The 241-nt window shown below is 52.7% G+C and carries 1 protein-coding gene; it reads right to left on the reverse strand.

Features of this window, described 5'->3' with window-relative positions; genetic code table 11:
- Nucleotides 1–183: hypothetical protein (locus tag SB775_RS33250; RefSeq protein WP_410865561.1), on the reverse strand; the 183-nt coding region annotated here is incomplete at its 3' end.
- Nucleotides 184–241 lie beyond the last annotated feature (58 nt).

The following is a 241-nucleotide window of genomic DNA, read 5'->3' on the forward strand; positions in this document are numbered from 1 at the left end:
GTTGCAGCTACAAAAGGGCGGACCACGTTCCGCCTTTTCTCCTTCCTCTTGATGCTTGCTGTCGCCTGCATCCTGACCGTCCCAATGCACACTTCGCTCGTCATCCGTGATTCTCAAACCCAAAAGCTCATCTGGAGCAGCAGGCTTGGCGAGGAGGGGGAATTTTCCATTCGTTGGACACACTCGATACATCGCTCAGCGGTTGAAGAGTACTACCGTACTACAGAAGGTCAGCTCATTT

It is taken from the genome of Peribacillus sp. SIMBA_075 (assembly GCF_046534585.1).